This is a genomic window from Gammaproteobacteria bacterium, assembly GCA_035501935.1.
GTDB lineage: Bacteria > Pseudomonadota > Gammaproteobacteria > JAJPIJ01 > JAJPIJ01 > JAJPIJ01.
In genome coordinates this window covers 105,787-129,726 of record DATJVC010000039.1, presented here as the reverse complement: position 1 = coordinate 129,726, position 23,940 = coordinate 105,787, and the positions used below count along the sequence as shown (strand labels likewise).

Sequence of the window (23,940 nt, the reverse complement as noted above, 5' to 3'; positions counted from 1 at the left end):
GTGCTGGTGGACGAGTTTCAGGACACCAACGCCATCCAGTATGCCTGGCTGCGCCACATCGTCGGCGAACACGGCAACATCTTCGCAGTCGGTGATGACGACCAATCCATATACAGTTGGAGAGGCGCGCGCGTGGAGAACATGCAGCGCATGGAGAAGGATTTCCCGAACACCCGCTTGATCCGGCTGGAACAGAACTACCGCTCCACCGGCACCATCCTGGCGGCGGCCAACGCCCTCATCCGCCACAACAATGCGCGGCTGGGCAAGGAGCTGTGGACCGAGCGCGGCGAAGGTGATCCGATCCAGCTCTACAGCGCCTTCAATGATCGCGAGGAGGCGCGCTTTTGCATCGAGCAGATCGAACTCTGGCAGGAGCGGGGCCGCAAACTTGCCGAGTGCGCCATTTTGTACCGCACCAGCGCGCAGTCGCGCTTGTTCGAAGATGCGCTGCGTCAGGCAGGGTTGCCGTATCGCGTCTACGGCGGCTTCCGCTTCTACGAGCGCGCCGAGATCAAGGACGCGCTGGCCTATCTCCGGCTGGTGTTTTCCCCCGACGATGACGCCGCCTTTGAGCGCGTCGTCAACCTCCCTGCGCGTGGCATCGGCGAGCGCAGCCTCGACACGCTGCGGCAGATCGCGCGCGAGGAAAACGGTTCGCTATGGAAGGCGGCGCAGCGCGTGCTCGCGCACCGGGAACTGGCGGGCCGGGCGCTGGGCGCGCTCAGCGGTTTCCTCGATCTCATCCTGACGATGAAGCAGCAGACGCCCGACCTGCCGCTGGGCGAGACGATGGACGCGGTCATCCGCTTAAGCCGCCTGCCGGAGCATTATCGCAAGGACAAGGACGGCCGCGGCGAAGAGCGGGTTGAAAACCTCGATGAACTGGTCACCGCCGCGCGCGAATACGAGGGTGGCGAAATCGAGGAAGGCATGACGCCGCTGGCGGCCTTTCTCGCCCACGCGGCGCTGGAGGCCGGCGAAGGCCAGGCCGGCGAGTACGAGGATTGCGTGCAGTTGATGACGCTGCATTCGGCCAAGGGCCTGGAATTTCCGCTGGTGTTTCTGGCCGGCATGGAGGAAGGTCTGTTTCCCCACCAGCGCTCCAGCGAAGACCCCAACCAGATCGAGGAGGAACGGCGGCTGTGTTACGTCGGCATCACCCGCGCCCGCGAGCGCGTGATCCTGAGCTGCGCCGAGAGCCGCCGCCTGCACGGCTCGGACTATTACCCCCGTCCGTCGCGCTTCCTGCGCGAGCTGCCGGCGGAACTGATGCAGGAGGTGCGCATGAGCGGTCAGCTCAGCACGCCGCGCAACCCATCATTGCGCGACGACGACGCCGGCGGCGGCCTGCGCCTGGGCGGGCGGGTGGCGCACGCGACCTTCGGCGAGGGCGTGATCCTGAATCTGGAGGGACAAGGCGCGCACGCGCGCGTGCAGGTCAACTTCGAACGCGCCGGCACCAAATGGCTGATGGCCGCCTACGCCAACCTTAGGATCTGCTGAAAAAGTCCTGAAGGCGCGGGGAAAATTCGAGAATACCGGTACAGGGAGGTACTGGCGTTTTTCAGCGGCGTGTTACTGCTGGAAAACGGAGGGGAAACAAAATCCACGCTTTTTGTTTCCCGACTCTGAAAAGTCCAGGATGGATTTATTCAGAGCCTCACAGATATTATTGCGCGGCGCCGGCCATGTAATCCACGGCGGCCTTGATATCCTCGTCCGGCAGGTCGGCGCGACCGCCCTTGGGCGGCATCAGGCCGTTCTTGCCGAAGAAACCCTCCAATGCGTGTTTGTAAAGCGTGTCCTTGCCCTGCGCGATGCGCGGTGCCCAGGCGGCCTTGTCGCTGAACTTGGGCGCTCCCGCGACGCCCGCGGCGTGGCAGGCGAAACAAACGGTGTCATAGATATGTTTGCCCTTGTCGGCGGCGGGCGCGGGGGCTGATTCATTCGTTGCGGCGGTGGCTTTTGTTTCCGCCGTCGCGGGTGGTGCGGCGGGCGGCGCTTGTTCGGCTGCCGGCGCCCTGGCTTCGCCGCCCGCGGCGCTGGCCATGTAGTCCACCGCGGCCTTGACCACATCATCAGAGAGGGCGGCGTTGCCGCCCTTGGCGGGCATCAGGTTGAAGCCCTTGAGCGCGTGCTCGTAGAGCGTGTCCCTGCCCTTGGCCAGGCGCGGCGCCCACAAATCTTTATCGCCAAATTTGGGTGCGTTCATGACGCCCGCGGCATGGCAGGCGAAACAGACGGTGTCGTAGGTCTGCTTGCCGGGATCGCCGCTCGCAGCAGCAGTAGCCGCCGGCGCGGCAGCTGCCGCGACCTCGGTCGCGGGACTGGCGACCGGCAGGGCGGCGGTCAATTTGGCGTTGGGATCGGTGTTCACCTCTCCCACCGGCGCGATGCGTTGCGCCACGGTGTCACCCGTGTCGCGCTCGGCCATCGAGCCCAAATAGCGGCCCAGGAACGCCGCCGCCACGGCGAACACGACGAGCGACATCAGCACCAGTGCCAGGGTGCGGAAAAAAGCCGCGTCCTGCTCCTTGCTCATGAATTACTCCCCGATATTACTCATGCCTGCCGCCGGAGCTCGCGGCAGCGGCTGGTGCGGCGGGGCCTTGCCCCCTGTCGGCCTGGGGGGCCAACGTTCGACCCAGAAACGCGGCAATAAAACCGAACACCGTCAACAAGACCAGCACCAGCGCGAAGTTGCGGAAGAAAACGGCATCTTGTTCCTTACTCATCGGCAGACTCTCCCAAGGTTGTTCGGTTTTGATGGCCGGGATTTGGCATCCGGCGGCGTTCAATTATAGACACAAACGCCGGGAAAGCGGCACTGTGTCACAAATCCAGCCCGGGTCCGGTCAAAAGACGACCGCTCATCGGTCCGTTGCCACCGCTTATCGGGACGGCCATGACATGCGAAGTCGCGATGCTACACTTCCTGCATGCGCGCACAGTGCGGTTTTTCCATTATTGAATTGATGGCCGTGATCCTGATCGGTTCCATTCTCGTCATGCTTGCCATACCGAGCTATACGGTGTTCGTCAAAAACAACTGCCTGACCACCTACGCCAACAAGCTGGTGTCGAGTTTTGCGCTGGCGCGCATCGAGGCGGTCAAGCAACATAACACCGTCACGATTCAAGCGAAAGGCGGCGACTGGAACAGCGGATGGGATATCAAGAACTCGGCCGGCACCGTGCTTCGCACCGAGGATTTGTCCTGCAGCACCACCACCATCACGGAAACCGCCGGGCCCTATACCCAGTTGAATTACGCATCGACGGGCTTCATCGATTTCGCCGCCAATTTCAATATCTGCGATGACCGCCCCGGCGTGAACGGCCGGCAGGTGGTCGTATCCGGCACCGGCCGGCCCCACACCAACACTTCGTACATGTGCCCATAAACGACATGAACCACCGCCCGGAACACCCCATTACGACCGCGTCGATGGCGGGATTCACCCTGATCGAGGTGCTGGTCGCGGTTCTGGTGCTCGCCATCGGCATGCTCGGCATCGCGGCCTTGATCGTCCAGGGCATGAGATACAACCATGATTCCTACCTGCGCAGCCAGGTCAGCACGCTGGCTTATGACATCATCGATCGCATGCGGATAAACCGGGCAAACGCCGCGAATTATGTTTCCAACTACACCGCCCAGACGCCGGCAGGTGGCAATGCCTGCGATTACACCCTGGCCGCCTCGGCCGCCAACGATCTCGGCTGCTGGAACAATGAGGTGGATTTCGCCCTGCCGCCCGGCAGCACGAGCAGCATCACCACAACGGGCAGCCAGTACACGGTCACCCTTTCCTGGACCGACCGCGAGAACCAGCAACACAACGTCAACTACACCTTCCAGCCATGAACCTCTCCCGCAGTGAAATGACATTGCCGCGCCACAGCGCGGGATTGACGCTGATCGAGGTCATGGTGTCGATCGTCATCGCCCTGATCCTGATGGCGGTCACCGTTTCCATCTTCGTCGGCAACAAACGCTCCTACAACGAGCAGGAGGAAATGAGCAGGTTGCAGGAGAACGCCCGCTTCGCGCTGGACATGCTGACGCGCGACATCCGCCTGGCCGGGTACGTCGGTTGTTCGCACGACGGTACGGCGGTGCATAACCACACGGCCACCGCCTATGATTTCGTCAATGTGATCGAAGGTTGGGAGAGTTCCGAGGCCGGCGGCAAGTGGCATCCCACGACCGCCGCCGCGCCATCCGCCGTGACCGGCGGCGGTGATGGCATCACCGTGCGCTATCTCGATACCGACATGCTGAATGTGAATGCCGACATGAGCGGTGATTTAAACGCCGTTGTGAGCGTCACCGCGCCCACATCCAGCAAGGTGGTGAATGCGGGGGATGTCATCGGCGTTTCCGACTGCGTCAGCACCGATATCTTCGCGGTGAGCGGCGTCACCGCCCCCGGCGCCTATCCCGGCACCATGCTGATCCAGCACACGGGCGGTTCCGCGGTCAATGACGGCGTCTGCAGCGCGGCGGCGGGGGCGCTGTGCGAGTCCTACAAGGACCCCTTCGCGCTGGTGTCCCGCGGCGGCTACAGGGAATATCACTATTACATCGGCGACGACGATTGCGACAACACCACCGCCGACGCCACCGGCGCCCGCAATCTGTGCCGCGCCGTCGGCGGCGGCGCCGGCGCGCCGCTGGCGGAGGGCATAGAACACATGGAGATCCTGTATGGCGAGGACACCAGCGGCGACAAGATAGCCGACGTCTACCAGCAGGCCGACGCCGTCACCAACTGGGCCAATGTCGTCAGCGTGCAGATCGGGCTGGTCGCCCGAACTCCGCAACCCTACGGCATAGACATCGACGGCAAGACTTACACGGTGCTGAACGGGACTTACGGCCCCATGAACGACCGCTACCGGCGCCGCGTGTATACCACCACCGTCCAGTTGCGAAACCGGATGAACTGAGCACACAAGGAGCCTGCACGATGATGCCCCTGCCCCACCGATCATTGCCGCGCGCCCAGCGGGGCGCGGTGTTGATTATTGCGCTGATCCTGCTGGCCGTCATGACGCTGCTCGCCGTCACCGCCATGAACATGAATTCGATGGAGGAACGCATGGCCGCCAACGTCCAGGAGATCAACCGTGCCTTCCAGACGGCGGAATCGGGCCTGTCCATGGCGCTGGCCGATTCCAACTCTTTTAATACCTCCTGCACGACGGCCGCATTGTGCACCAGCGCTCCGCAAACGATCGGAACGTACAACGCCAGCACCACCTATAACTCGGTGTTTGTACAGCAAACCCCGCCTGCCCGCGGTTCGGGCTGGGATGCGTCCCGTTTTGCCTTCTATTACTTCAACCTGTCGTCCACCAGCACCACGACGAGCGGCGCCGGCACTGTACTCAACGAGGGCGCCTATCAGGTGGCCAAGAGATGAACTTGAGGAACTGTCTATGAACGCGAAATTCCCCCAGCGCCTGCTGTGCACGACGGCGGCACTTCTCGTCGGGACGCTCTCCGCTCTTCCCGCCGCCGCCGACGACGTCGAGATTTACACGGGCAGCGCCGGCGGTGGCAACGGCACGGTGCAGCCGAACGTGCTGCTGATCCTCGACACCTCCGGCAGCATGTCGACCACCGTCGATGACCTCGATTCGACAACGACCAATCTGTCGCGCATGCAGAACATGCAGATCGCGGTCAAGACGCTGCTCGACAACCTGAGCAACGTCAATGTCGGCCTGATGCGGTTCACCGACGTCGGCGGTCCCATCCTCTTCCCCGTCGCCGATCTCGATGCCGACGCGAACGTCATCGAGAACGGCGGCAGCGCCGCAGCGAATGTCGTCAACACGCGCATCACCGCCGTCAATGACGACGCCGAGGAAAATCTGGACAACACCACCAGCAATCCCATCAACGCGGTACGACTCAATGACACCAACCTCGTTTTGGGTAATTTGATCACCAACACCGGCACGACCTGTCCCTTCGGCAGCCTGACTAATGTAAGCAACCCGCTGGGGTCTTTCGTGGGATCCACGGGGTCTTCAAGCAACATCTTCAAGGCCAACGCCACAGGTGAGCCGGCCAACACCTGCACGATCTGGCAATCGACGGCGACCGCCTATGATTACGGTGTCATCAACGGCAGCAACAGCAACGATTGCCGGGGCAACAGCAACAACTGCAATGACATTCGCGAGCAGGATCTGGGTTCCGGCAGTGTCAACACCGGCACCTCTCTCGACTTCGACAGCAGCCAGATCAACGCACTGCGGTTCACCGATCTGGCGATTCCCCGCGGCGCCCGCATCGTGGACGCGCACATCACCTACAAGGCCAAGGGCAGTGATTCCGGTGACAACATCGTCCACTACTTCGGCCAGACCGACGCCATGAACACCACCGGCGCTGCCCAGAGCGGCAGCACCTCCAGCACGATCAAACTGGCCTTAAGCTCATCAGCCACCACGAACTTTTACAACAACGCGACCATCACCATCACCAGCGGCACCGGCGCCGGGCAGGTCCGCACCATCAGCGCCTACAACGGCGGCACCAAGGTCGCCACCGTCAGCTCCAACTGGACGACCACGCCGGACACCACCTCGCAATACGCCATCAACAGCAAGGTGCCGTTCGTCCTGGGCAACACTTCGGACATCTCGCACCGCGCAGCCGTGGCCGGAACCACCGCCTCGGTGGCTTGGGACATGCCGGACTGGAACAGCGGCACGACCTATACCACCCCCGACCTTTCTCCCATCGTGCAGGAAATCGTCTGCAGCGGCGTAATGATCTTTACTCCCGGTGCGGCCCTTTCCCTGAATTACGCGGACGGTACTTCCGGCAGCGGCGGCTGTCCCAATCCGCCCGGTCCTCCCGCCACAGCTGTCAACGGCTGGTCGCCGCCTACTGCAATCTTCGGCACTGCTCAAAGTGGTAGCTCATCTTCAACGATCAAACTGGCGACAACTGCATCTGGCACAAACAACTTTTACACAGGCATGACCATCACCATCACCAGCGGTACCGGCAAAGGACAATCCAAGACTATCGGCAATTATAGCGGCAGCACTAAAGTCGCCACCATCAATCCACCGGGCACCAACTGGGCAACGACCCCCGACAATACCTCGGTATACGCCATCAGCAACTTTCCCAGTGGTACCGCGACAAATGCGTTGGCAAACACCACCCTGGACACGATGGTGGAGTCCACCAAGACCTCGATGACCGGCGACAAGGGCAATGACGACGGCGCCTTGATCGGCGTTCTCCCCAATGCCGTCCCCGTCCCCGCCGGCGACATGGTGTTCATGACCACCCACGACGGCCCGACCAGCCGTTCGGCTTATACCGAGGCGGGCGCCGGCAGCACCGTCTCCAACCATCCCGTGCTGGACGTGACTTTCGAGCCCGGTCCCTGGGACGTCAATCAAAACGAAAAGGTGGGTTTGCGCTTCACCAACGTCGGCATCCCGCAGGGGGCGACCATCACCAGCGCCACCATCGAATTCACGGCCTCCAAGCAAACCATCACCAACCCCGCGACCAATATCAGCATCCGGGGGGAACTCGCCAGTGACAGCGCGGCCTTTACGACCGCAAGCGACAATATCAACGGCCGGACCAAAACCGCGTCGGTCGCGCTTTGGAATCCGGCTTCGGGGCTGACGGATTGGGTCCCCAATACGGCCTACTCCAGTCCGGAACTCAAGACCGTGGTGCAGGAAATCGTCAACCAGAGCGGCTGGTGCGGCAACAATCACATGACTTTCCTCGTGCACCGCATAGGCACCACTGGCGACACGCGTTTCTTCTATAGCGCCGACGCCGATCCGTCGAAGGCGCCCATCCTGCACGTCACCTACGACGCCAGCAGCATCCCCGCCGGCGGCGGCTGCATCAACGCCTTCGTAACGCGCCAGATTTCGCTCAGCGCCGATGACGCCGATGAGACCGACAGCACCCATTCCGTGTCCACCAACAGCAGCAGCCTCAACCTGAGATCGGGCCACACCGAAGGCATGCGCTTCGAGAAGGTCAACATTCCGCGCAACACCACGATCCTGACCGCCAAGATCATCTACACCTCCAACTCGAGTCAGACCGGCACGGTCAGCGATCTCGTCTATCACGGTGAGCTGATCGGCGACTCGCCGGCGTTCAGTTCCAGCAACGGCAACATCTCGAACCGCACCCTCACCGCGGCCTCGGTCACGCAGGCTTCGCAGCCCAACTGGTCGTCGGGCGAAAGCGATTCCAATACCACAAGTCCCGATCTCAAGACCATCATTCAGGAGATCGTCAACCAGGCCACTTGGAATCCATTCCAGAGCCTCAGCATCATCGCGAATGGCGCGGGTGGCTCCGGCAAACGCCAGCCGATGTCCGCCGACGTGTCGCCGGCCCAGGCGCCCCTCCTCCAGATCCAGGTGCAGTGGGGCGGCAGCGTCCTGCCGCCGGTGATTACCACGGTCCGCGATCGCCTGAAGCAGGAGGTCGACGGCCTTTCGGCCGACGGCTATACGCCGATCGTGAGCACCCTGTATGAGGCCTCGCAGTATTTCCGCGGCCAGGCCGTGGTCTGGGGCAAGCAGCGCAGCCACATCAGCAGCAGCCAGCCCAACACGCGCGTCAGCAATTCGGCCTCGTGGACCGGGGGCACGCTGGTGCGTCCGACGGGTTGTACGGATGCCAATATCAATTCCAGCACCTGCAGCGGGGAACATATCACGGGAAGCCCGACCTACATCAGCCCGATCACCTCCGATCTGTCCTGCGCCACCAACCACATCGTGTTCCTGACGGACGGCATCGCCAACCATAACGACACTGAAAACGGAGTCGATCACGGCCTGAGCCTGGTGCAGAGCCAGGTGGGCAGCACCTGCCGCACAAGCACCAACGCCGCGCTCGGCGACACCACCACCGGCAATACCATCATTCAGGGGGAGCAGTGCGGACGGGAACTCGTGAACTGGCTGCACACCCACGACCTCTCTCCGCTCACCGGCACACAGCGCCTGGATAATTTCTACGGCGTCGGCTTCAACCTCTGTAACGATACACCGGCCTTTGTCAGCGGCAAACTGCAGTGCTGCGTGGCCGGCACCGTCACCGGTGGTTCCGGCACCGTCCAGTCGCCCGCAACCAGTTGCACCCTGGCGCAGGATCCGTCCTCAGTCCGGTTCCTCAAGGACATGGTGAAGGCTTCGGGCGGCGACCCCAACACCCAGTACACAAACGCCTTCACCGCCACCGATCTGACAGCGTTCTTCAAGGCCACCTTCGCCGACATCCTGGCCCAGCAGAGTTCCTTCGTCGCGCCCTCGCTCGCTGCCAACGCCTTCAACCGCCTGTTCTCGCGCAACGAGGTGTACTTCGGCCTGTTCACGCCGCAACTGAACGTCCGGTGGAACGGCAACGTCAAGAAGTACAGAATCTGCGACGACCCGACCACCGGTTGCACGCTCGGCGACGTGCTTGACCTCAACGGCAATCAGGCGGTCGGCACGGACGGGCTGTTCAAGACGACTTCACGGAACCTCTGGACCGGCAGTACGCCCTATGTCGAAAGCAACGGCCAGTCCACGGTCGAAGGCGGCGCCGGCGGCGAGCTCACCGACTACACACAACGGGTGATCTACACCGAGACCACGAACTCCGGCACGGCTCCGACGAGTGGCACACCGCTCGATCAAGTCGGCTTCCGGATCACCTCCAGTGCGTCGGACTACAACGTCGCCGGCGCGCAGCCGATCCGCAATGCCACCTGCGCCAATCCCGCGCTCAACGACGCGACCTGCAACAGCCTGTTGTTGTGGATGCTCGGCCAGGACGTGAAGGATGAAAACGGCGACGGCAGCACCACGGACACCCGCTGGTCCTTCAACGACGTCCTGCACAGCAGCCCGATCGTGGTGACCTACGGCAAGGACACCGGCACCGGCAACTTCATCGACAAGGTGCTGGTCGGCACCAATGAGGGCGGCCTGCGCATGCTCAACGGCCTGACCGGCGCCGAGGACTGGACATTCATGCCGCAGGCGGTGCTGGGCAACCAGCAGTCCCTGTTCGCCGATGCACAGGGCAACCGCATCTACGGGCTGGACGACACGCCCACCGTGCGCGAAATCGACAACAACGGCGACGGCATCATCGACCCCAGTGCCGGTGACAAGGTGATCGTCTACATCGCCATGCGCCGCGGCGGCAACCACATCTATGCCCTGGACATCACGCCGCCTTCCACCCTGACCAACGTCAACACCAAGGTGCTGCCCAAATTCCTGTGGCGCATCGACGGCGGCAGCGCTAACTTCCCCCGGCTCGCCGAGACGTGGTCCAAGCCGCAATCGGTGGACATCCTCACCACCACCGCCGGCGTCACGTCCAAGACACCGGTGTTGATCTTCGCCGGCGGCTATGATGCCGCCCTTGAGAACGGCTTCGGCAATCTGCAGCCTGACCCCACCACGGGGCAGACCATGCCGAATCCCAACAATGGCAACGCCATATACATCGTCAACGCCGACACGGGCGCCCTGATCATGTCGATCAGCGGTTCCGCAGGTGCTTCCATCGTGGTGCCCAAGATGACCTATGCCATCCCCTCCGATGTGGCCACCGAGGACACCGTCGGCGACGGCGCGGTGGATCGCCTGTACGTGGGCGACACGGGCGGCCAGCTCTGGCGCGTGGATCTCAAGGATGTCAGTCCGGGCGCCGCCAATCCGGCGGGCAACAGCGTCGTCGGTCTGCTGGCATCCGTTTCCACGCCGGCCACCCTCTCCAAGCAACGCCGGTTCTTCTACCCGCCGTCGGTGGTGCAGGTGAAGGACAGCCTGTATTCCAACGCCGTCAACGGCGAATACGACTATGTCCTGATCCCGACCGGCAACCGTGGCCATCCGCTCGATACCAATATCTCGGATCGGTTCTACGCCTTCCGCGATACGACCACCGGACTCATGGCCGACAACAACAGCGACCATCTGGCCGACAATTATCCGGTCACCGGTGGCACCCCGATCAGTGAAACCAACATGATCGACATCACCAACCGGATATTCACGCCGACCGACTCCGATCTCACCACCATTCAACAGTCGCTGGGCTGGTTCTATGTCTTCCCCGCCACTGGCGAGAAGGGCCTGTCGGCGCCTGTGACGCTCGCCAATACCGTGGTGTTCACGAGCTACCTGCCGCAATTCAATTCCGGCAATCCCTGTTCGGCCAATGCCGGCAGCGGACAGGCATATAACTTCAACATACTCACGACGGCGGCGAACTATAACTGGAACCTCAACGGCACCACCGGCGGTACGGACCTGGGCGACCGGTCGCAAATTCTCGGAACGGGCATTCCCTCCGAGGTGGTGCCCATCTTCACGGGTAACGGCGTGACACTGCTGATCGGCACGGGTGGCGGCGCCCAGAACCTCGGCAAGGTGCTGGACCTGCCCCGCTTCCGGACCTATTGGTATCAGGAGGAATGATGAATCAGCCCGCCCACGATTCATGTCTTCGGGCGGGCCATTCCACTTTCCGGCGCCGGGGACGACAATGAACGCTCGCAATTCCTCAAACTGAACAGGCGGAGTCAACACATGAACTCGAGATGGATTTTTTCAGAGCGGTCGCACGGATTTACCCTCATAGAACTGATGATCGTCATAGCCATCGTGGCCTTGCTCGCGGCGATTGCGCTGCCGTCTTACTCGGCGTACGTGCTCAGGGGCAAGCGTGCCGAAGGCCGGGCCGCGCTGCTTGACCTGGCTGCGCGGGAGGAGCGCTGGTATTCCGACAACAACCAATACACGGACGTCATCGGTGCCGGCGGCATCAACGTCTCGAACAGCGAAAACAACTATTACACCCTCTCGGCGACGATTACCGGTCCTTCGAACCAGACCTTCACGCTCAAGGCCGCGCCCAATGGGTTTAGCGACCCCAAGTGCGGCAGCTTTACGTTGAATCAGGCCGGGTCCCGGGCCCTGTCCCCCGCCGGTGATGCCGCGACCACCAGTGACTGCTGGGGAAGATAGCCGCATGACGCGTGCCCTCCTGTTGGTGCTGGGCCTGTTGATGAGCCTGGGTGGCGCGCTGGAAACCGCCGCGGCCGACGCCCCGCCGGCGGCGCAAACCGGGCCGAAGAGTTCCCTCTCGCACGCCGATCAACAGCGGGTGAGAATCGCCCTGCTGACGGGGCGGGCATCCCTCGCGGATGTGCGCCTGGCCCTGACCGAACGCAACGTCAGCTATCTGACCAACACGCTACATGCGCTCTATAACATGCGCTGGCACCGCGGCGTGTGGCATCTGCTCGATGATGTCTGGGCCGGCAAGCGCGATGCCTATCCGGAACTCTCATGGGATCTGCTTGAAAAGCCGCCGGCGCGGGTCGCGCTGGCCAGCACGCTCATCCGCATCAAGATCGTCGACACGCGTGAATATCAGGAATACATCCGCAGTCAGAAGGATGCCAGGCACGAATTCACCCGCGCGCAGGTGGCGGTGGCGCTCGGCTTCAACGGCGACCCCGATGACATCCCTTTGCTGCGAAAATACGCGGAGGGCAGCAATCCCTACGTGGCGCAGAGCGCCATCACCGGATTGGGGCTGATGGGCAGTGATCCCGCCAAGAAAACCCTGGCTGAACTCCGCGACGCCTTCAAGGACAAGGAGCCCGCACGCAGCAAGCTCATTGCCGAAGTGCTGGACGCCGCCTACAAACGCCCGCAATCCACCGCGCAAAAGTTGATGGCGCCTGCCCCGCAGACACGCTGAGGATCCACTGAATATGTCGCCTCGTGTTCACCCATCCCAACGAGCATGTTGGAGGAAGCCTTATGAAGAGCATTACCAGTAAGTCACGATGGCTGGCTGCCGCCGTCATAGTTGTGTTTGGCCTCATGACCAGATCGGGCGCCCTTGCCGCACCGGACAGTCCACAATGCGGCTGTTGGTTTGACGGCTACGATGATGGATCGGAATACCCCATGGAAAAGATCAGGGAGGGCGAACACTACGAGGATTGCAAGAAGCAGGGGAATCAGTCCCCCTACGAACAGGGATTTACGGCTGGGCATGGTCGCAAGGAAAGAAAGTGTCCGCTTTAAGCGGGTGGACGACCGGAGCTTCGGGCGCTACTCTAGCGCTGTAATCGTCAGCGCCCGTAGCTCAGCTGGATAGAGTGCAGGCCTCCGAAGCCTGAGGTCGTGGGTTCGAATCCCGCCGGGCGCGCCATCTGTTTGTGACTTCGAAAGCGCCTTGCCGGCTCGCGACAACCGTGGGTTGATGCGGCCCGTCCCTGGCCCGCACCCCGCGGGTCGCCTCCGGCGTCCCCGTTTTGTTCCAGACAAAACGGCCGAATCCCGCCGGGCGCGCCATCTTCGATGTTCTGAGTTAAGTCCATCCCGGACTTCCCAGAACCCGGCCGGCAAAAAATGTGATTTTTGCCGGCCTCCGATTTTCAATGGCCAACCGCCATTGAAAACGGCAACACGTCCATGTACCGCAATAATTTTCACTATTCACGGAAGTTTCTCAGGTCTGCTCCCAAGGCAGGCCGCGCACGCGCCAGCCGTTGACGGTATTGCGGTGGCCGGCGGCGTCATGATCGCCTTCAAAACCCTCTTCGACGTTGTAGAGCGTCTTGAACCCATGGCGCGCCAGTTCCTCCGCCGCCGCCATCGAGCGGCCACCGCTGCGGCAGATCGCAAATACGGGCGTGGCCCGCGGATCGGCAATGCCGCGCGCCCTCATCGCGGCGTACACGCGCTCGGCAAAGGCGGGATCGACTCTCCAATCCGGAAATTCCTTCCAAGCGATGTGCAGGGCGCCGGGGGGATGGCCGACATAATCGAATTCCACGCGGCTGCGCACGTCCAGCAACACCGCGTCAGGCGTTCGCTGCATCAGGGTGTGGGCCTCCTGCGGGTTGACGCGGCTGACGGGTAAAGACATGACGTCTCCTCAAGAATTTGCCCAATCCGCAGTATAGTCCCGTAGTCCGAACCTCCGCATCTCATACCCTGGACTGTCAACAAAAGTCTATATAATCCGGCCATGGGCAATGCCGCGACCGAAACCGCCGCCGCCGTCGACCTGGGCTCGAACAGTTTCCACATGATCATCGCCGAAGTGCAGGGCGAGCGGTTGAAGGTGGTGGACAAGCTGCGCGAGATGGTGCGGCTGGCGGGGGGACTCGACGAGCGCGGCCGTCTGAGCGATGAAATCATGGTGCGGGCCATGGAGTGCCTGCGCCGTTTCGGCCAGCGCCTGCGCGATCTCCCCGCGGGCTGTGTGCGGGCGGTGGGTACCAATACGCTGCGCCGGGCGCGCAACAGCGCCATTTTCCTGGCCCGCGCCAAGGAAGCCCTGGGTCACCCCATCGACATCATCTCCGGCCACGAGGAGGCGCGGCTCATTTATCTGGGCGTGGCGCATACGCTGGAGGATGACGGCAAAAGGCGCCTGGTGGTGGACATCGGCGGCGGCAGCACCGAGATCATCATCGGCCGCCGGTTCGAGCCGCAGTATATGGAGAGCCTGCACATGGGTTGCGTCAGCCTGAGTCAGCGCTTCTTCCCTGATGGCGACATCAGCGACACGGCCATGCGCAGGGCGCGGCTGGCGGCGATGCAGGAACTGGAGACGGTAAGCACGACTTACCGCCGTCTGGGCTGGGACTCGGAGATCGGCGCCTCCGGCACCATCCTGGCGGTGCAGGAAATTGTCCGCGAAGCCGGCTGGAGCAAAAACACCATCACCGCCGACGCGCTGCAGAAATTGATCGCCGCCATGATCGAGGCCGGCAACATCCACAAGACCAGGCTCAAGGGTCTGTCCGAGGAGCGCGCGCCGGTGTTCGTGGGTGGCGCGGCCATCCTGAGCGCGGTATTCGAGGCCATGGGCATGGAATCCATGACGGTGGCCGACGGCGCGCTGCGCGAGGGCCTGATCCACGACCTCATCGGCCGCCTGCACCAGCACGACGTTCGGGAAAACACGGTCACCGCGCTGGGTGCGCGTTATCAAATCGACGAGGGCCAGGCCAAGCGCGTGCGCAAGGTCTGCCTGGCGTTTTTCGATCAAATCGCCGCCATGTGGAAACTGGACAGCGAGGAATACCGCCGGCTGCTGTCCTGGGCGGCATGGCTGCATGAGCTCGGTCTGTCCGTCTCGCACAGCCAGTATCAGAAGCACGGCGGTTATTTGCTGATGCATCTCGACATGCCGGGATTCTCGCGTGGTGAAAAGGAACGGCTGGCATTCCTGGTGCGGGCGCACCGCCGCAAGTTTCCGCTCGCGGAGCTGCAGAGTCTCGACGAGCGCCAGACCCGTGATCTCAAGCGCCTGTGCGCGGTGTTGCGCCTGGCCGTGGTCCTTCAGCGCAGCCGCACCGACACGGCTCCGCCGAAATGGGAGCTGGCCGCGGAAGACGAAACGTTGAAACTGCGCTTTCCCGATGGCTGGCTGGAAACCCACCCGCTTACGCTCGCCGATCTGGAACAGGAGGCGGAATACCTGCGCCCGGCTGAGATCAAACTGAAATACAAGTAGAATTCTTTTTACAAGCTCTGAATAAGTCCATCCTGGATTTCCCAGAGCTCGGGACAAGCAAAAAAGCGTTTTTTGCCCTCCTTCATTTTCAATGGCTATCCGGCCATTGAAAATGGCGGTGCATCCCTGCACCGTGGAACTTGCTGGCTTCGGGGACTGTATAATCCGCACGGAGAGTTCGCCCTTTATGACGGAAAACGCCGCCGCCGAACAGCCGCCTGCAAATGCATCGCCTCCACCGGTGACGGCTGCACGCGCGGCTGCATCGTGGCCGGGCAGATTGTGCCTGGTGCTGTTGGTCGCGCTGGCGGCGGCGGGTGGCGTTGTCTATCAGCGTCTTGCGGCGCGGCTGTCCTCCCAGGATCAGAAGGCCGCGGAGGCCGCGCAAAATCTGCAGACACAGTGGCAGAAAATGCAGGCGCAGCAACAACAGCTGGAGGCGTTAAAAAATGATCTCGCCACCGCGCAGGATGAGCAGAAAAAGCTGGCTGACGACATGGCGCATTTACTCTCGGAGCAAACCCGGCACAACGAGGGCTGGGTGTTGCGGGAGGTGCATTACCTGCTGACCGTCGCCGCGCAACGGCTGCTGCTCGAACGCGATGCGCCCACGGCGCTGGCCGCGCTGGCGGCCGCCGATGATCGGCTGGCCGCGCAGTCCAATCCGGAATTCATACCGCTGCGCCGGCGAATCATCGCCGATCGCGATGCGTTGCAGGCGGTGAAGATGCCCGATGTGTCCGGCATGGCACTGACGCTGGCGGACTGGATCGAGCGCGTGGAGAGTCTGCCGCTCAGGGATGGCAGCCGCGAGAACGGTGCGGCTCCACCGCCCAGGGCCGTGCCTCCCGGGGGCTGGCGTGAAGTGTTGCTGAGCATGTGGCACGACCTGGTCAAATTGGTCGACGTGAAGGACATGGCGGTGCCGGATGACGTGGTTTTCGATCCGGGCAAGCGTTATCTGCTGCAACAAAACCTGCGCCTGGAACTGGCCTCGGCGCGTCTGCAAGTGCTGCGGTTTGACGCCGCCAATCTGCGCGCCTCGCTGGCGCACATCGAACGTTTGCTGAATCGCTACTACGACACCCAATCGAGCGATGTCGGGGCCCTGCTGAAGACGCTGACCGCCATGAGTGCGACGGAGTTGACCCCGCCGCTGCCATCGCTGGATCAATCCCTCGCCGCGGTGCAAGCCCTGCTGGATCGCAGCCGGCAGCCCACCGCACCACCGCCGGAAAACAACGAACCGTCACCCTCGCCATGAGGTTCCTCCTGATCAGCCTGGGGGTGCTGCTGCTGGCCGTGATCTCCGGCCACATCCTGCTCGCCGATACCGGTTTCGTCATCGTCGGCTTTCACGGCCATGTGCTGCGCACCAGCGCGGTGTTTTTTGCGGTGCTGGTCGTACTCACGATCATCGTCCTGTATTTTCTGTTGCGTTTGAGTGTCGGCTTGTGGCAATCCCCGCGCAACCTGCGCGAATGGTTTCAGCACCGCCGCCGGCAACGCGCACAGGAATCCCTGTCCGAAGGCCTGCTGGCGCTCTCCAGCGGCGAATGGCCCCGGGCGGAAAAGATGCTGGCGCGCAGCGCGGCACACAGCGCGCATCCCCTGCTGCATTATCTGGGCGCCGCCCGTGCGGCGCAGGCACAGCAGGCCGGCGATCGCCGCGAACGCTACCTGAAGCTCGCGCAGGCGGAGGGGCAATCCGCGGCGCAGGCGGTATGGATGACCCGCGCCGAGGCGGCCGCGCAGGCCGGCGACTGGAAGACGCTGCACGCGGCCCTGAATCGCTTGCGCGAGATCGATGACAATCACGGGCCGACGCTTGAGTTGCAATTGATTTACCATCGCGCCCGGCGTGAGTGGGCCGAGGTGCTGGCCCTGTGCAAGCGTCTGCGCAAGCACCGCGAGATTCCGCGGGCGCAGCTGGAACAATGGGAAGCCGAGGCCATCGGCCACTTGCTGGACGCCGACAGCGGGATTGCCGTCGCCGGTCCGGCGCTGGCCGGTGTTTGGAAAAAATTGACGCGCGATCAGCGCCGCAATCCGGTGCTCATGGGCTGGTACGCGCGCGCGCTGGCTGCCGCCGGCAAACCGGATGCCGCCTTGAAGGTCGTGCGGCAGGCGCTGGCGAAAGACTGGCGCGGCGAACTGGTGAGTCTGTACGGCGAGATCAACGCCGGTGAAGGCATCGAGCAGTTGCGCCGTGCCGAAGCCTGGTTGACGGAGCACCCGGGAGACGGGGACTTGTTGCTGGCTTTGGGACAACTGTGCGTTCGCAACGGACTGTGGGGCAAGGCCCGTTCCTATCTGGAAGAATTGATCGAAAAGGCACCGACGCCGCTGGCCCACCGGCTGCTGGCCGAAACCCTGGAACAACTGGGCGAACGCGATGCCGCCCTGCGTGCCCACCGCCACGGCCTGCAGCTGGCCACTGCACCCGCGACGCCCGCGCGACTGCCGGTCAAGACATAAGACATTCTCGAAATACTTGGAGAGTTCTGCGGTACAGGGAGGAGCGCCATTGTGCGAAGGGCTCTACCGCCGATTTCACTGACGATCCGCCATTGAAAATCGGGGGCGGCAAAATTGCATTTTTTGCCGGCCATGCCCTGAGAAGTCCGGGATGGACTCGTTCAGGGCTTAATGCGTCCCCCGACCGGTATCGCACAGCAGGCGCCCGATGACCGGCCCCAGAATCAATTCCATGGCGAAGGTTTTCTTTCCGGCCGGCACCACCAGTGTATCAGGCCGCGACATCAACGAACCGGTGAGCACTTCCAGCAGATAACGGAAATCCGGCTGCAACTTGCGCCGGTTGGCGATGTGGATCACCACCAGGCTCTCGTCGTTGCTGGGGATCTCGCTGGCCACGAAAGGATTGGAGGTGTCCACCATCGGGACGCGCTGGAAATTCACGTCGGTGCGCGAGAATTGCGGCACGATATAGTGCACGTAATCGTGCATGCGGCTTAAGATGGCCGCCGTGGCCGCTTCTGCTGAATAACCGCGCACAGCACGGTCGCGGTGGATCTTCTGTATCCACTCAAGATTGATGATGGGTACCACGCCGATCAGCAGGTCCACATGGCGGGCGATGTTGATCGGCTCGGCGATCAGACCACCGTGCAATCCCTCGTAGAACAATAAATCGGTGCCGGGAGGCAGGGGCTTCCAATCAGTGAAGGTTCCGGGCGGGTGCTGATAACGGCGGGCCTCCTCCTCGGTATGGACGTAGTGACGATGCCGGCCGCGGCCCGATTCGCCGTACTCTCTGAACAGGGCCTCCAGCTCTTCAAACAGATTCCCCTCCGGCCCGAAATGGGTCACCGGGCGGCGGCCCTCGCGGCGCGCCGCCTCGACCATCTGCTGCATGGCGGCGCGGTCATGGCGGTGAAAGCTGTCACCCTCGACGATGGCGGCATTCAGGCCCTCACGGCGGAAGATGTGTTCGGTCGCGGCCTTGATGCTGGTGGTGCCGGCGCCCGAGGAGCCGGTCACGGCGATGATGGGATGGATCTTGGACATGGGATACCGTTTCTTAACCGGGGCGGGGTATAGGATAATCGAATTTCGCCCGATGCGATCCAAGAGCCCCTGACAGCATGACCTCCTCCCCGAAGCAGCTCTATGCACGGCTGCTCAATTACGTACGACCGCACTGGCGCGTGTTTGCGGCCTGCCTCGGCTCCATGGTGATCTATGCCGCCACCGATCCGGTGCTGCCGGCGTTGCTGAAGCCATTCCTGGATGGCAGCTTCCTGACCAAGCCGTCGGGCCGCGCCTACCTGTTCCCGGTGTTGATTGTGATCCTGTTCGTGGTGCGCGGCGCACTCAACTACGTCAGCACGGTTTCCCTCAACTGGGTGGCGCTGAGGGTGATGACCGATTTGCGCGATGACATGTTCCACAATCTGGTGCGGCTGCCCGCCCGCTTCTATGACGGCAGCCGCGCCGGCGAACTGCTGTCGCGGCTGACCTATGATGTGGCTCAGGTGCAGCAATCCGTGACCCGCGTGTTGATGGTCGGCGTCAAGGACAGCCTGTCCATCGCCGCGCTGCTGGCCTACATGACGTACATCCACTGGCGGCTGACGCTCGTGGTGGCGTTGCTGGGGCCGCTCATCGCCTACGTCGTGCGGCGCATCAGTCTGCGATTGCGCGAGATGAGCCGGCGGGTGCAGCGCTCCATGGGCGACATTGCCCATGTCGCCGAAGAAACCATCAAGGCACACAAGATCATCCGCGTCTATGGCGGCCAGGATTACGAGATCAACCGTTTTCAGCAGGCCGGTAACGCCGCGCGCAAATACGGCATGAAGGTGGTCATGGCCGCGGCGGCCAACGAGCCGGTGGTTTTGTTCATCATCTCCTGCGGCATTGCCGTGATGGTATACGCCGCCATGCTGCTGTCGGCCTCCAAGCTCATGAGCACGGGCGAGTTCGTGTCCTTCTTCACCGCCATGACCCTGCTGCAGGCGCCGGTGCGCCGGGTGGTGGGCGTCAACGAGAGCCTGCAACGCGGACTGGCGGCGTCCGAGAGCATCTTCGCGCTCATGGACGAATCCCCCGAGCCCGATCACGGATCAAGGACGCTGGAACGACCGCGCGGTGAAATCCGTTACGAACACGTGAGCTTTGCCTATGATGATACGCTCGAGTCCGCGCTGCGTGACGTCACCCTGATCATCGCGCCCGGGGAAACCGTTGCCATCGTCGGGGCCTCCGGCAGCGGCAAGACCACGCTGGCGGCCCTGCTGCCGCGCTTTTACCTGCCGCAACAGGGGACCGTATGCATCGACGGCGTGGATGTACGCGAATTCACGCTGGCCTCGCTGCGCGCCCAGATCGCGCTGGTCAGTCAGGACGTGGTGCTGTTCAACGACACCATCCGCAACAACATCGCCTATGGTGTGCTGCGCGGCACCGGCGAACAAACCATCGTGCGCGCTGCGGAGGCGGCGAGGGTCATGGAGTTCGTACGCCCGCTGCCGCAGGGACTCGACACCCTCATCGGCGAGAATGGCATGCGATTGTCCGGCGGGCAGCGCCAGCGGCTGGCCATCGCCCGCGCGCTCTTGAAGGACGCGCCGATTCTGATCCTGGATGAGGCCACCTCGGCGCTGGACACCGCCTCCGAACGCCACATCCAGGAGGCGCTGGAAACTTTGCGCAGGGGCCGTACCTGCCTCATCATCGCCCACCGGCTGTCGACGATTGAGAATGCCGATCGCATCGTGGTATTGAGCGAGGGTTGTGTTGTGGAAGCCGGCACTCATGCGGCGTTGCTCAGGCGAGGCGGAGTCTATGCGCGTCTGCATCAGATGCAGGCCATCGAAACCCTGCAGCCGGCAAACGGCGATCAAACCGGCGCCGTGGTGAATCGCTGACCCGCTCAAACGCGGAAATGGCGGACGGCTTGTTGCAGGTTGCGTAATGCGCGCTGCTCACCCGCATAACGCACCTGCATGTACAAACCCGAGATGTTCAGGATCGGATCCGCCTGCAGTGGCCGCGCCCGTACCGCGCGGCGGGCATAATCCAGCGGCCCCTCGTGACGGGCACGCCGAACGCCCCGGCGCGCCAGCTTGGCGCAGAAGCGATCGTAGGCCGCCCGCGCCGGATCCGGCCGCATCCGCCGGCGTAACAGCCATAATGCGGTACCGAACGCGAGCACGGTGGTCGCCGCGACAAAAGTGAGCGCCAGATTGCCCAGATTGGGCTCGAAACCGAAATGGGACACGAGCTCGGCCTGCCGCCGCGCGTTGTAGCCCAGTATCCACTGATTCCAACGGTTATTCACCGTGTCCCAGATGTCATGAAACTGTTTCAATATTTTGTTGGATTCCAGCGCAAAGGGCATGTCAAGCAACGGCTCAGGCAGGGCCTGATCGATGCCGCGATCGATGCGATTCGGCGCCACCGCCGCCGTGGGGTCCACGCGCACCCAGCCGCGATCACCCAGCCACACCTCGCTCCAGGCGTGCGCATCGCGCTGGCGAACGACCAGGTATCCGCCGATCGAGTTGTATTCGCCGCCCTGATAACCGGTAACCACCCGCGCCGGTATGCCGGCGGCGCGCATGAGTATGGTGAAGGCCGCGGCGTAGTGTTCGCAGAATCCCTTCCGCGTGTCGAATAAAAACTCATCGACGCTGTCGCCCGTAAGTTCCGGCGGCGTCAGGCTGTAATAAAACGGTTCGCTGCGGAAATACTCCAGCGCGCGACGGACGACCTCGATCGCGGTCTGCGACTGCTTGCGCCACTGCCGCGCCAGATCAATGGCGCGCGGATGAAAACCACGTGGCAGTTCCAGCGCCTCGGCGACCTCACGGGAATTAAAATCGGTGACCGTGCTGCGCAGATAGGACTGTGCGGTGTAGCGCAACCGCTGCACCACGGGATTCGGCACCACCACCCGCAGATCGCGCGTCAGCCGGCTGCCTGCGGGCAGTGTCGAGGGTTGTTCCAGTACGAACAGCCAGCGGTGATTGTGCGGCTCAAGCGTGATGGTGTATTCATAACGTGCCCCCTGCCCCTGGATGGGCGGTGGCGCGAAATCGCCGGTGATTCCGCGGCTCCAGGTCTGCCCGTTGCTGCGCACCAGCACGGGTCCACGCCAGTAGAGTTCGTTTGGCGCCGGCAACGGTCCCTTGAACTCGACGCGGAAGGCGGCGCTGTCATTCAAACCCAGCTGCGATATCTGCCCGGGTGACATTTCCTCGCTCAATCCCGACAACCCGGCGTGCGCATCCTTGGGCAGACCCCATAACGGCCCTGACGCCCGTGGAAACAGCAGGAACATCATCACCATGAGCGGCAGCGCGCTTGCCAGGAGCTGGCCCGCCAGCAACAGGCGCCTCACGGGCGGCAATGCCTGGCGGATATCCTGAAAGCCAATCAGGCAGGCGGTCAGCAATATCACGCCGCCCAGCAGATAGATGGCGAGCGTCAAGGTTTGCGAGTAGAAGAAGTGTGTGACGATCAGAAAGTAGCCCAGCAGCGTCACCAGGTAATACTCCCGCGCCTTTTGCATCTCCAGCACCTTCAAGGCCAGCAGCATGATGAGGAGCGAGACGCCGGCATCGCGACCGAGCGTACGATCATAACTGCCGTACACCAGCACGAATATCAACACGGCCAGCGCCTGATTCAGCAGCACCAGCCGCGGGTGACGGGCATCGGGCAGCGGAAGACGCCCCAGCAGCCCCAGAATCCGCCAGCCGATGAGGGCGAGGAAACCGACGATGACCCACAAGGGCTGACGCTGCACATGCGGCAGGACGACAAAGGATAACGCCGCCACCAGCCAGCCGATTTGATTCAGCGACAGCGGCGTTGCAGGCGACGGGCGGGACTTCACGGCAATCCAAACAGGGCCAGGGCCCGCAGGCATTGCTCGCGCTGAGCAGCGCCCTGCCCCGGCAGAATGGACTTGCCCGGCAACTCCAATCCATAGCTCAAACCCGCCGCCTCGGCCATCAGCACCCATTTGCACAGCTGCGACAGTCGCTGTTCAAGATCGGGCAGCAGGGCCGCATCGGCCAGTTTCAGGATGATTTCATCCGTCTGGCCGCCGGCAAAGCGTTTCACATGCAGTCCCTGTTCACGCGCCAGCGCCTTCCAGGCGATATGGCGCGGTGAATCGCCCGGACGATAATCGCGGAATCCGGCAAAATCGTCAGTCCCCGGCTGACGTCCGCCCTCATCATTATCCGACTTCTCGGCACTACCGGGCAGCGCCAGCGGACCGGCCGGCCGCGGGTAAACCAAAACACGCAACGGCGGCCGCCAGTAGGACCAGGCGGTGAAAAGTCCCAGCGGGAAACGCGTCTGGATTTCCACCCGCCGGAGGGTGAGCCAGCCGCGCCGAGTGGCCCGGACATCAATCCGCGCCGCCTTGATGTCATCGGCAGACACATCGAGTTGCACCATGGACGACGTCTGTTCGTCCTCCGTGTACCAGCGTTGGGCGTCGGGCGCCGGCTTGAGGGCAATGGCGTAACGAGCGGACTGGCCGCGGTTGTCGAGGTTCAGATTGAAGGAGGCGATGTCACCGGTGTAGACCGGCGCGCACCGCCCGCCGCCATAACGCAGGCCCGCCAGATTCCGATAGGTGTGCAGCAGCGCCACCACGTACAGACTGGCGAACAGAAAGGTAAACCCGTAGCCCAGGCTGTTGTTGTAATTGATGGCGCCGATCAGCACCACGCCCAGCATCACCATATAGGTGCGGCCGGCACGATTGGGAAAGATGTAGACGTGCTTGCGATCCAGCGTCAGCGGTTCGATGGCGGCATCCGTGGCCGGACTGCCCGGCATCCGCTCCCAGAAATCTGACAGCGCGCGCATGAGTTAGAAATTCT

18 protein-coding genes and 1 tRNA gene are annotated in these 23,940 nt (G+C 62.8%); 13 read left to right on the top strand and 6 right to left on the bottom strand.

Going from position 1 to position 23,940, the window contains the following annotated elements; all coding sequences use genetic code 11:
• On the top strand, window positions 1-1,506 hold a 1,506-nt coding region (locus VMH34_10525), incomplete at its 5' end, for a 3'-5' exonuclease (protein HTT09209.1).
• Window positions 1,507-1,672: 166 nt separating this feature from the next.
• Here VMH34_10525 and VMH34_10520 read toward each other — a convergent pair.
• Window positions 1,673-2,545 (bottom strand): c-type cytochrome, encoded by an 873-nt coding sequence (locus tag VMH34_10520; GenBank protein ID HTT09208.1) that lies wholly within the window; start codon window positions 2,543-2,545, stop codon window positions 1,673-1,675.
• Between the two features lie 16 nt (window positions 2,546-2,561).
• The gene (locus VMH34_10515) at window positions 2,562-2,738 is read right to left on the bottom strand and encodes a hypothetical protein (GenBank protein ID HTT09207.1); all 177 of its coding nucleotides are present in this window, start codon (window positions 2,736-2,738) and stop codon (window positions 2,562-2,564) included.
• Between the two features lie 204 nt (window positions 2,739-2,942).
• Between VMH34_10515 and VMH34_10510 the strand changes: the two genes are divergently transcribed.
• From VMH34_10510 to VMH34_10475, 8 genes are all read left to right on the top strand, one after another.
• The gene (locus VMH34_10510) at window positions 2,943-3,407 is read left to right on the top strand and encodes a GspH/FimT family pseudopilin (GenBank protein HTT09206.1); all 465 of its coding nucleotides are present in this window, start codon (window positions 2,943-2,945) and stop codon (window positions 3,405-3,407) included.
• Window positions 3,408-3,412: 5 nt separating this feature from the next.
• Window positions 3,413-3,871 carry a type IV pilus modification protein PilV gene (gene pilV, locus VMH34_10505; protein ID HTT09205.1) on the top strand — a complete coding sequence of 153 codons (459 nt, stop codon included), beginning with the start codon at window positions 3,413-3,415 and terminating at the stop codon, window positions 3,869-3,871.
• Window positions 3,872-3,888: 17 nt separating this feature from the next.
• A complete protein-coding gene (locus VMH34_10500) occupies window positions 3,889-4,956 on the top strand; it encodes a PilW family protein (GenBank protein HTT09204.1) in 1,068 nt (355 codons plus the stop codon).
• Window positions 4,957-4,976: 20 nt separating this feature from the next.
• Entirely contained in the window at window positions 4,977-5,432 is a 456-nt protein-coding gene (locus VMH34_10495) for a PilX N-terminal domain-containing pilus assembly protein (GenBank protein HTT09203.1), read from the top strand.
• A 16-nt stretch (window positions 5,433-5,448) separates the two neighbouring features.
• On the top strand, window positions 5,449-11,502 hold the full coding sequence (locus VMH34_10490; protein HTT09202.1) for a hypothetical protein: 6,054 nt from the start codon (window positions 5,449-5,451) through the stop codon (window positions 11,500-11,502).
• 111 nt (window positions 11,503-11,613) lie between these two features.
• Window positions 11,614-12,051 carry a type IV pilin protein gene (locus VMH34_10485; protein ID HTT09201.1) on the top strand — a complete coding sequence of 146 codons (438 nt, stop codon included), beginning with the start codon at window positions 11,614-11,616 and terminating at the stop codon, window positions 12,049-12,051.
• 4 nt (window positions 12,052-12,055) lie between these two features.
• A complete protein-coding gene (locus tag VMH34_10480) occupies window positions 12,056-12,793 on the top strand; it encodes a HEAT repeat domain-containing protein (GenBank protein HTT09200.1) in 738 nt (245 codons plus the stop codon).
• 382 nt (window positions 12,794-13,175) lie between these two features.
• Window positions 13,176-13,252: transfer RNA gene (locus tag VMH34_10475), tRNA-Arg, on the top strand.
• A 300-nt stretch (window positions 13,253-13,552) separates the two neighbouring features.
• On the opposite strand, the gene VMH34_10470 is transcribed toward VMH34_10475, so the two are convergent.
• Complete coding sequence (locus tag VMH34_10470; protein ID HTT09199.1) at window positions 13,553-13,972, bottom strand: rhodanese-like domain-containing protein; 420 nt, start codon at window positions 13,970-13,972, stop codon at window positions 13,553-13,555.
• Between the two features lie 102 nt (window positions 13,973-14,074).
• On the opposite strand from VMH34_10470, the gene ppx reads away from it, so the two are divergent.
• The 3 genes from ppx to VMH34_10455 all read left to right on the top strand — a co-directional run bounded on the left by ppx (window position 14,075) and on the right by VMH34_10455 (window position 18,049).
• Window positions 14,075-15,571 carry an exopolyphosphatase gene (gene ppx / locus VMH34_10465; GenBank protein ID HTT09198.1) on the top strand — a complete coding sequence of 499 codons (1,497 nt, stop codon included), beginning with the start codon at window positions 14,075-14,077 and terminating at the stop codon, window positions 15,569-15,571.
• Between the two features lie 187 nt (window positions 15,572-15,758).
• Complete coding sequence (locus VMH34_10460; protein ID HTT09197.1) at window positions 15,759-16,835, top strand: uroporphyrinogen-III C-methyltransferase; 1,077 nt, start codon at window positions 15,759-15,761, stop codon at window positions 16,833-16,835.
• Window positions 16,832-18,049, top strand: coding sequence for a heme biosynthesis HemY N-terminal domain-containing protein (locus tag VMH34_10455; GenBank protein HTT09196.1), 1,218 nt, complete (start codon window positions 16,832-16,834; stop codon window positions 18,047-18,049). Before VMH34_10460 ends, VMH34_10455 begins: the two co-directional genes overlap by 4 nt.
• Before the next feature lie 168 nt (window positions 18,050-18,217).
• Here the strand turns inward: VMH34_10455 and VMH34_10450 are convergent, their stop codons facing one another.
• A complete protein-coding gene (locus VMH34_10450) occupies window positions 18,218-19,102 on the bottom strand; it encodes a phosphoribulokinase (GenBank protein ID HTT09195.1) in 885 nt (294 codons plus the stop codon).
• 77 nt (window positions 19,103-19,179) lie between these two features.
• Here VMH34_10450 and msbA point away from each other — a divergent pair, with 77 nt between their 5' ends.
• Window positions 19,180-20,964, top strand: a complete 1,785-nt coding sequence (msbA, locus tag VMH34_10445; GenBank protein HTT09194.1) for a lipid A export permease/ATP-binding protein MsbA — start codon at window positions 19,180-19,182, stop codon at window positions 20,962-20,964.
• 5 nt (window positions 20,965-20,969) lie between these two features.
• On the opposite strand, the gene VMH34_10440 is transcribed toward msbA, so the two are convergent.
• Together VMH34_10440 and VMH34_10435 are read right to left on the bottom strand one after the other, a co-directional pair.
• Entirely contained in the window at window positions 20,970-22,937 is a 1,968-nt protein-coding gene (locus tag VMH34_10440) for a DUF3488 and transglutaminase-like domain-containing protein (protein HTT09193.1), read from the bottom strand.
• Window positions 22,934-23,926 carry a DUF58 domain-containing protein gene (locus VMH34_10435; protein HTT09192.1) on the bottom strand — a complete coding sequence of 331 codons (993 nt, stop codon included), beginning with the start codon at window positions 23,924-23,926 and terminating at the stop codon, window positions 22,934-22,936. The genes VMH34_10440 and VMH34_10435 overlap by 4 nt, the downstream gene beginning before the upstream one ends.
• Window positions 23,927-23,940 lie beyond the last annotated feature (14 nt).

Bases quoted from the DNA above. Each gene is read 5' to 3' on its own strand.
- VMH34_10520 (HTT09208.1), bottom strand. From the start codon at position 2,545: ATGAGCAAGGAGCAGGACGCGGCTTTTTTCCGCACCCTGGCACTGGTG.
- VMH34_10515 (HTT09207.1), bottom strand. From the start codon at position 2,738: ATGAGTAAGGAACAAGATGCCGTTTTCTTCCGCAACTTCGCGCTGGTG.
- VMH34_10510 (HTT09206.1), top strand. From the start codon at position 2,943: ATGCGCGCACAGTGCGGTTTTTCCATTATTGAATTGATGGCCGTGATC.
- pilV (HTT09205.1), top strand. From the start codon at position 3,413: ATGAACCACCGCCCGGAACACCCCATTACGACCGCGTCGATGGCGGGA.
- VMH34_10500 (HTT09204.1), top strand. From the start codon at position 3,889: ATGACATTGCCGCGCCACAGCGCGGGATTGACGCTGATCGAGGTCATG.
- VMH34_10495 (HTT09203.1), top strand. From the start codon at position 4,977: ATGATGCCCCTGCCCCACCGATCATTGCCGCGCGCCCAGCGGGGCGCG.
- VMH34_10490 (HTT09202.1), top strand. From the start codon at position 5,449: ATGAACGCGAAATTCCCCCAGCGCCTGCTGTGCACGACGGCGGCACTT.
- VMH34_10485 (HTT09201.1), top strand. From the start codon at position 11,614: ATGAACTCGAGATGGATTTTTTCAGAGCGGTCGCACGGATTTACCCTC.
- VMH34_10480 (HTT09200.1), top strand. From the start codon at position 12,056: ATGACGCGTGCCCTCCTGTTGGTGCTGGGCCTGTTGATGAGCCTGGGT.
- VMH34_10470 (HTT09199.1), bottom strand. From the start codon at position 13,972: ATGTCTTTACCCGTCAGCCGCGTCAACCCGCAGGAGGCCCACACCCTG.
- ppx (HTT09198.1), top strand. From the start codon at position 14,075: ATGGGCAATGCCGCGACCGAAACCGCCGCCGCCGTCGACCTGGGCTCG.
- VMH34_10460 (HTT09197.1), top strand. From the start codon at position 15,759: ATGACGGAAAACGCCGCCGCCGAACAGCCGCCTGCAAATGCATCGCCT.
- VMH34_10455 (HTT09196.1), top strand. From the start codon at position 16,832: ATGAGGTTCCTCCTGATCAGCCTGGGGGTGCTGCTGCTGGCCGTGATC.
- VMH34_10450 (HTT09195.1), bottom strand. From the start codon at position 19,102: ATGTCCAAGATCCATCCCATCATCGCCGTGACCGGCTCCTCGGGCGCC.
- msbA (HTT09194.1), top strand. From the start codon at position 19,180: ATGACCTCCTCCCCGAAGCAGCTCTATGCACGGCTGCTCAATTACGTA.
- VMH34_10435 (HTT09192.1), bottom strand. From the start codon at position 23,926: ATGCGCGCGCTGTCAGATTTCTGGGAGCGGATGCCGGGCAGTCCGGCC.